This is a genomic window from Collinsella sp. AF37-9 (assembly GCF_003475115.1).
GTDB lineage: Bacteria > Actinomycetota > Coriobacteriia > Coriobacteriales > Coriobacteriaceae > Collinsella.
Genome location: NZ_QROQ01000045.1, coordinates 1 through 7321 on the forward strand (window position 1 = coordinate 1; position 7321 = coordinate 7321).

General features: G+C 57.7%; 9 protein-coding genes. All 9 read left to right on the forward strand.

Annotated features, from left to right (window positions below; translation table 11 throughout):
- Positions 1 to 86: 86 nt before the first annotated feature.
- Entirely contained in the window at positions 87 to 1025 is a 939-nt protein-coding gene (locus DW024_RS09590) for an AEC family transporter (protein WP_118377586.1), read from the forward strand.
- A gap of 202 nt (positions 1026 to 1227) precedes the next feature.
- Positions 1228 to 1716, forward strand: coding sequence for a hypothetical protein (locus DW024_RS09595; RefSeq protein ID WP_117640898.1), 489 nt, complete (start codon positions 1228 to 1230; stop codon positions 1714 to 1716).
- Between the two features lie 38 nt (positions 1717 to 1754).
- Complete coding sequence (locus DW024_RS09600) at positions 1755 to 2522, forward strand: GntR family transcriptional regulator (protein ID WP_117638247.1); 768 nt, start codon at positions 1755 to 1757, stop codon at positions 2520 to 2522.
- A complete protein-coding gene (locus tag DW024_RS09605) occupies positions 2507 to 3220 on the forward strand; it encodes a GntR family transcriptional regulator (protein WP_117801029.1) in 714 nt (237 codons plus the stop codon). Before DW024_RS09600 ends, DW024_RS09605 begins: the two co-directional genes overlap by 16 nt.
- Positions 3221 to 3414: 194 nt before the next feature.
- Positions 3415 to 4530, forward strand: a complete 1116-nt coding sequence (locus DW024_RS09610) for an SIS domain-containing protein (protein WP_118377587.1) — start codon at positions 3415 to 3417, stop codon at positions 4528 to 4530.
- 60 nt (positions 4531 to 4590) lie between these two features.
- Positions 4591 to 5652, forward strand: coding sequence for an SIS domain-containing protein (locus DW024_RS09615; protein ID WP_118377588.1), 1062 nt, complete (start codon positions 4591 to 4593; stop codon positions 5650 to 5652).
- Between the two features lie 46 nt (positions 5653 to 5698).
- Positions 5699 to 6118, forward strand: coding sequence for a PTS sugar transporter subunit IIA (locus tag DW024_RS09620; RefSeq protein WP_035137739.1), 420 nt, complete (start codon positions 5699 to 5701; stop codon positions 6116 to 6118).
- 57 nt (positions 6119 to 6175) lie between these two features.
- Positions 6176 to 6658 (forward strand): PTS sugar transporter subunit IIB, encoded by a 483-nt coding sequence (locus DW024_RS09625; protein WP_099432286.1) that lies wholly within the window; start codon positions 6176 to 6178, stop codon positions 6656 to 6658.
- A gap of 58 nt (positions 6659 to 6716) precedes the next feature.
- Positions 6717 to 7321, forward strand: a 605-nt coding sequence (locus tag DW024_RS09630; RefSeq protein ID WP_147352081.1) for a PTS sugar transporter subunit IIC, incomplete at its 3' end; no start/stop codon positions are given.

Consider the following 7321-nt stretch of genomic DNA (forward strand, 5'->3'; position numbering starts at 1 on the left):
TGCTTGGTTTTGGAAGTTCGCGAAGCCCACTTCCAAAACCAAGCACCCCGCCCCGGCACTCGTGGGATAGATAAGAGGGGGAGTAGATGAGTTTTACGAGCGTGGCCTTACAGATGGTGACGGTTTCTTTGCCGATCCTGTTGGGGTGGTGTATCGCCAAGCTGGGGTTTATGAAAGCGGAGTTCGAGCGCGAGCTGTCGCATCTGCTGTTGCAGGTGGCGCTACCGTGCTTGGTGCTTTCGTCAGCGCTGGGCGATGATGTGAAGCTTCCGAGCATTGCCGATACGTTTTCGCTCATGGGACTGTCCTTTGTGATGTATGTGGTGGCGACCGTTATCGCGTTTGCTGTCACCGCTGCTCTTCGCGTTCCCAAAGGGACGGAATGCTCATATCGCTTCGCCGTGCTTTTCGGTAATGCCGGGTTTATCGGTTTTCCGGTTATTTCGGCGGTGTTGGGAAAACAAGCGCTGTTGTATGCATCGATTGCGCTTATCCCCCCAAACTTTCTTATGTTTACCGTCGGCGTTATGTTATTTAGCGGAATAGGTGGTGGCCTTAAAACGCAGATGCGCAATATTGCCGCCTGCTGCAAGAGTCCTGGTCTCATTGCAAGTACTGCTGTGCTTGGGATCGTGCTCACCGGATGGACCGATTGGGGCGTGCTGGGCGACTCGATTTCCATCGTTGGCACCATGACCACTCCTGCGGCATTGTTGCTCATGGGGTCGTCTATCGCCAAGTACCGTCCGCTCGAGATGCTCACCAACTGGCGTGCCTATGCTGCCGTGGCATTTCGCCTGGTTGTCGTGCCGGTGGCATGTCTTGCCGTCGCGCGCTTGTGGCCCGGCATGACGCCCATGTTTATCGCGACGCTTGTGCTCGATATGGCAATGCCGGTGGGCAGCAACGGTACGCTGTACTGCCTTCAATACGGTAAGGATGCACGCCCCATGATGCAGTGCACGTTTCTGTCGATCATTTGCTCCATTCTGACTATCCCGCTCGTAGCCACGCTGTGCGGGTAGGCATCCGGGACGGCCTCGCGCTGGGGCCTTGCCCGGCGGGGTGGCCTTGCTCCGGGAAGTGGGCTTCGCGAACTTCCCGGCCCTCGCCCGTATTACCCCGCTGGGCGAGCCATAGACGCCGCGTACCGATAGGGTAAGGCGGCGGCTTGAAATTGGTGCTATATTCAGCTTAAGTTGTTTAATGCTAGTACGGGAGGCTGATATGGGGCTGTTCAAGAAGAAAAACCCGCAGGATGCCTTTGATCCCGATGTGTTTACCATCACGGATACGATTTTGGACCCGCCGCGGTTTACGTTTTTGCCGGCTATCTACCAGGATGCCACGCGTCGCAAGTGGGCCGTACATCAGCGCGGCGGCGAGCCGAAGATTTTTGACTATGCGGACGTGTTGCAGTGCGAAGTGGCCGAGGCGGGCGATCCGGAGGCCGATGAAGCGGTCTCTAAACAGGAATTTGCCCAGCGTATTCTGGCAAATCCCGCTAAGGCGGCAAAAATGAACGCAGCCAAGCGTAATATGTGTCTTGGTATGGGCGTTGTTGTGGCGGTTCAGACGGGAAAAGACGAGGTTTCCAAACTAGAGATTCCCGTTATGACCGATGAAGTCAAACGCGATTCAAGCCTGTATAAGTCGTATCGGAATGTCGCCGAGAAGATCAAGGCCGAATTTGATGCCATGGGTGGTCTGGCCTAATTTTGGCGACATACGTTTCTGAACGAGGAGTCTGTGCAATGGCAGGCGAATCTTATGCAATTCCCCCCAAAGATCGTGCTGTTGAGGGGATTCTTTGGTATATCCAGCACCATCAGCTTGCCGGCGGCGATCGCCTGCCGGCCGAGCGCGTGCTGTGCGAAGAGATTGGCGTTTCGCGTACGGCGTTGCGCGCCGGTATCACGCGGCTCATCTCGTGTGGAACGCTCGAGAGCCGTCGCGGATCGGGTACGTATGTGTGTCCTCCCAAACCGCTCAATATCTTTCAGGAAACGTATAACTTCTCCGATGCTGTGCGGACTGCCGGCCTGCACCCCTCTTCTCGTCTGGTTTCCACCGGGGCCATCGAGGCGGATGAGGCGCTTGCCGACAAGCTTGGGGTTGCTGTAGGCGCTCCTTTGCTCCGCATGCAGCGTGTTCGACTTATTGAGGGCGAGCCGGCGTCAATTGAGACGGCTCACGTTAACCTGTCCCTGTGCCCCTCGCTTCCCGATCACGATTTTGAGTGTGAGAGCCTTTACGATGTCTTGCTCAAAGAAGGCGGCGTGCGCGTTGAGCATGGACGTGAGCATATCTCCATCTCGCGTTTGAACGCCGAAGAGGCCGAGTTGCTCCAGCAAGAAGAGGGAACGCCGGTGTTCTATGAGAGCACGATAGAATTTGATAAGGACATGCGTTTTGTGGAGCATTGCAAATCGGTGATTTTGCCCACAAAGTTCCGCTTTGCCGATAACGGCGAGAAGAACGGCATGAGGAGCGTGGCAGGTGAACAATGGCTGAAACAGTAGATGCCGCCCCGGTTTATATGCGCATTCGACGCCGCATCGAGGAGCGTATCGAGCGCGGTATATATCCCACGGGTTCCATGATTCCGTCCGAAAAAGACCTCGCCGAGGAATTTGGTACGACGCGCTTGACCATCCGAAGCGCTGTCGATGAGCTGGTTCGGCGTGGGCAGATTCGACGCGTCCGCGGAAAGGGCGCGTTTGTGGCACAGAAAGTGCCCGTTGCCTACGAGCGAACGGGAGGCTTTCGCGAATCAGTTCGTGCTTCGGGCGGCGAGCCGTCCGTCCGCATCCTCGCGCGTTCCAAGCGTTATGCGGGTCCATATTATGCCAACCTGTTTGGCATTGCCGAGGACGATTTACTGTATTCGATTCGGCGTTTGAACTGCGTCAACGGCGATCCCGTATCGATTGAGATGGCGTTCATCCCGTGCCTGCTGTTTCCCACAATCGAAGATATTGACGTGTCGGTCTTCAGTTTGTACGAGACCTATGAGATGTTGGGCCGAAAGCCGGTCATGGCACAGGAAAAGCTCGATATCGAAGCGCTGGGCGCGCGAGATGCCGGTCTGCTTGGACTGGAGCAGGGCGATCTTGCCTTGACGCTTGAGTGCGTGAGCTTCGATGCGAGCGGCCAGGCAATCGAGTACGTCAAGTCGTTTAACCGCGGTGATGCGGGTGGATATACCTATACGTACTAGCTGGTTTTTAGCATAACGGGCTGAAAAGCTGACGGAATTTTGATTCGTTGAGCAAACTGCATATACAACCTTACATGGCTCAAAATCAACCGTTCGCCGATGGGGATAAATTAATCGACAAAGAGGTATCAAAAAGCCGTAATCTGTAACTGTGATTGGTATCAAATACTAATGATTTGTTACGAGGTGAGACGATGAAGATGCTCGATTACGTTCAGCTTGCCCATGTGCGTATGGGAGAGAACCTCGAGCGTTCGTCTGAGCTGGTAGCGCAGCTCGTTGATATTTTCCAGTCCGGTTCTTTTGACGCGCTGCGCATCGTTGCTTCGGGTTCGTCGCGCCATGCCGCCGATTGCGCCCGCGATTACCTGCAAGATACCCTGCAAATGCAGGTGTCCGTTGTGACGCCCGAGGCCTTCGTCGATTTTGAGCACACCTATCCGCAGCATGCGCTCAACATTGCCGTTTCGCAGAGCGGCTATTCGACCAATACGATCGCGGCTCTTGATTACATGCGCGCGCACGATATGGCTGCAGTTGCGCTCACGGCAAACGTCGAGGCACCCATCAAGGAACACGCTGACATCGTTCTTGACTACGGTGTGGGTGTCGAGTCGGTGGACTTTGTGACTCTGGGCGTCGAGGTTCTCGTTGAGTACCTGGTGCTCTTTGGTATTTACGGCGGCCAGGCGCGCGGAACGATTGACGCCAAGGGCGTTGCCCAGCGTCTTGACGACCTGCGCGAGGCTATCCAGGCCAATGCCGTGATGTGCAAGATCGCCGAGGCATATGTCCAAGACCACATGCTCGAGCTTTCTGAGCACATGCCCGCCATGGTCGTCGGCAACGGCCCCAACTATGGCGTTGCCGAAGAAGCGGCCCTCAAGCTGAGCGAGACCATCAAGATTCCTGCCATGCATCACGAGGGCGAGGAGTTCGTCCACGGTCCCGAGATGCAGATAACCCCAGGCTACCACGTGTTTATCGTCGACGATCCGCAGGGGTCGGAGCGTCTTGCGAATATCGCTGATGCGCTATCGAACGTTACGACAAAAACGGTGCTGCTCACGGCCCATCCCAAGGGTAGGGCTCACGAGGTTGCGGTGCCTCAGGTGGCTCCGCTGCTCAGCGCAATTCCCAATCTTGTGTTCTTCCAGACGATTGCGGCCATGATAGTCGAGCGTCTGAAGTCATGGGACGTGCACCCGTATCTTGATGCCGTCTCCAAGCAAATGGAGGTCAAGGCAGAGGGCTACGAAGAGTCAGTCAATGCGCTTAAGGCCAAAGCGGCCGAGTGTTACGGAATGTAAGCGGGTTTTGATGCCCGTTGGCATGGGGGATGTGGAAACAACCCCAGAAAGGAGAGACAAATGAAGGAAACCGAGAAGATCGAGATCATGCATTTCGACCAGGAGGGCTATCTCGAGGACGGCAAGGCGCTCTACGAGACCGGCAAGAAGATGACCGCGCTCGCCGACAAGGTCGCCGACGAGGGCTACGACACCGTGTTCCTGATGGGCGTCGGCGGCACCTGGGACGAGCTCATGCAGCTCGAGTACCTCATGAACAAGTTCGGCGACCGCGACCTCGAGGTCTACCTGATCCACGCCGCCGAGTGGAACGTCATGGGCCACAAGCGCATGACCGAGAAGTCCGTCGTGCTCACCGCCTCCGAGTCCGGCACCACCCCCGAGGTCCTCGAGGCCGTCAAGAAGATGAAGGGCATGGGCGTGCGCGTCTACGCCATGACCAAGCCCGAGGGCCCCATCGGCCAGGCTGTCGGCGCCGAGAACTGCGTCGCCATGGCTTCTGACCATGGTTCGGGCGGCTGTGAGAAGGGCTACTACCTCGCCGACTGCTTCGGCCTGCGCCTGCTCAACCGCCGCGGCTGCTTCCCCAAGTTCGATCTGTTTATCGAGCAGACCAAGGACATCTGGAAGGACATGCTCGATATCCGCAAGCGCTTCGAGCCGCGCGCCGAGGAGCTCGCCAAGAAGTACGCCCTGGCCCCCTACACCATGTTCATCGGCTCCGGCGCCCTGTGGGGCGAGACGATCCTGTTCTCGATGTGCATCCTCGAGGAGATGCAGTGGAAGCGCACCCGCTACATCACCTCGGCCGACTTCTTCCACGGCACCCTCGAGCTCGTGGAGCCCGGCGTCCCCGTGTTCCTGTTCATGGGCGAGGACGAGAACCGCAAGCTCGACGAGCGCGTCCGCGCGTTCCTGACCCGCGGCGTGACCGGCGACACCGACGTCAACGTCATCGACACCGCCGAGTTCGCGATCCCCGGCCTTGACGACGAGTTCCGCGTCATCGTCTCCCCGTGGATTCTGACGGTGCTCGTGACCGACCGCCTGGCTCGCTACTACGAGACGGTCACCAAGCACAACCTCAAGTATCGTCGCTACTATCACCAGTTCGACTACTAAAGAAAACGGGTGCGGGAACGTGCCGGGCTATTGAGAGGAACACAGAATGAGACAGTACATCATCGCCAGCCATGCGCACTTCGCTACCGGCATCAAGGAGAGCGTCGAGCTGCTCTCGGGCGCTCGCGACAACGTCCACGATCTTTCGATGTTCGTCGATGGCCGCATGGACGTGGCCGAGGAGGCCCAAAAACTGCTGGCAGGCATGTCTGCCGACGATGATGTCGTTGTCTGCACCGACCTCTTTGGCGGCAGCGTCAACAACGAGTTCACCAAGATCGTCCAGACGCGTCCCCGCACGTACCTCGTTACCAACATGAACCTTCCTCTCCTCATCCAGTTGCTGTTCTCTGACGAGTCGGCGCCGGTTGAGGAGACGATTCGCGCCATCGTCGCTGCGGACGATACGCGCGTGAAGTTTGTCAACGATCTTTTGGTCGATGACGACGAGGAAGAAGAGTTCTAATCCGCAGCACCTACTGACACGCCGTAAGACGGTACAAGACCTTTGGGGGGTCACATTATGATTCAGCTACTTCGCGTTGACCATCGCCTGCTTCATGGCCAGGTCGCAGTTTCCTGGGTTCAGGGCCTTGGCTCCAACTGCATCTTCTGCGTGGGCGATAAGGTCGCTAACGACCCGGTGTGGAAGACGACGCTCAAGATGGGCAAGCCTGCCGGCTGCAAGCTCGTCATCAAAGATATGGAGCATGCAATCGAAGCTATCAACTCGGGCGTGACCGACAAGTACAAGATGATCATCTGTGTCGCCACTATTGCTGAGGCAAAGCAGCTTGTTGAGGGCTGCCCGCAGATCAAGTCGGTCAACCTGGGCAACACCAAGCCCAAGGACGAGAAGCGTCCCGATGCGCGTCAGGTCTCTCGTCAGATCTTCCTGACCGCGGCCGAGGAAGCCGATGTGCGCGAGATGCTGGATCGTGGCGTTGAGGTCGAGATTCGACCCCTGGCCGATGACCCCAAGGTTGACTGCGCCAGCGTGCTCTAGGCGTTCAATTTCGAAGAGTCTGAGCTCTTCGTAGTTTCCTATTAGGAAAGGGGGATATATGCTTACCCAAGCAATCCTCATCGGACTTATCGCCGCATTTGGTAAGTTCGACTTCCAGCTCGGTACGCTCTATGCGTTCCGCCCCATCGTCCTGTGCCCGCTCGTGGGCCTGGTGCTGGGGGACCTGCAGTCCGGCCTCGCGATCGGCGCCAGCCTGGAGCTGCTGTTCATGGGCTCGATCTCCATCGGCGCCTACGTGCCGCCTGATGAGACGATCGGCGGCGTGCTCGCCTGCGCCTTCGCTATCCAGCTGGGCCAGAGCACCGAGGCAGCCATCGCGCTTGCCATGCCCATCGCCACGCTGTGCCTTGCCATCAAGAACATCCTCAACGCCGCCCTGCCGATCCTGGTTGACCGCGCTGATGTCTTCTCCGGCCAGGGCAACCTTAAGGGTGTCTATGCGATGCACTTCCTGATCGGTTTGACCGGTATCATCATGGCGTTCCTGCTGTGCTCGCTGTCGTTCTATCTGGGTGCTGACGCCATCCAGGGCATGCTCGACTTCATCCCGCCCTTTGTCCTTGCTGGCTTTGGCGTTGCCGCCAACATCCTGCCTGCCATGGGCTTCGCCATGCTCGGCCGCCTGGTGCTCACCAAGCAGCT

Excerpts from the sequence above, each read along its gene's own strand:
- DW024_RS09620 (WP_035137739.1), top strand. The coding sequence starts at position 5,699 with ATGAGACAGTACATCATCGCCAGCCATGCGCACTTCGCTACCGGCATC.
- DW024_RS09605 (WP_117801029.1), top strand. The coding sequence starts at position 2,507 with ATGGCTGAAACAGTAGATGCCGCCCCGGTTTATATGCGCATTCGACGC.
- DW024_RS09595 (WP_117640898.1), top strand. The coding sequence starts at position 1,228 with ATGGGGCTGTTCAAGAAGAAAAACCCGCAGGATGCCTTTGATCCCGAT.
- DW024_RS09625 (WP_099432286.1), top strand. The coding sequence starts at position 6,176 with ATGATTCAGCTACTTCGCGTTGACCATCGCCTGCTTCATGGCCAGGTC.
- DW024_RS09615 (WP_118377588.1), top strand. The coding sequence starts at position 4,591 with ATGAAGGAAACCGAGAAGATCGAGATCATGCATTTCGACCAGGAGGGC.
- DW024_RS09590 (WP_118377586.1), top strand. The coding sequence starts at position 87 with ATGAGTTTTACGAGCGTGGCCTTACAGATGGTGACGGTTTCTTTGCCG.
- DW024_RS09610 (WP_118377587.1), top strand. The coding sequence starts at position 3,415 with ATGAAGATGCTCGATTACGTTCAGCTTGCCCATGTGCGTATGGGAGAG.
- DW024_RS09600 (WP_117638247.1), top strand. The coding sequence starts at position 1,755 with ATGGCAGGCGAATCTTATGCAATTCCCCCCAAAGATCGTGCTGTTGAG.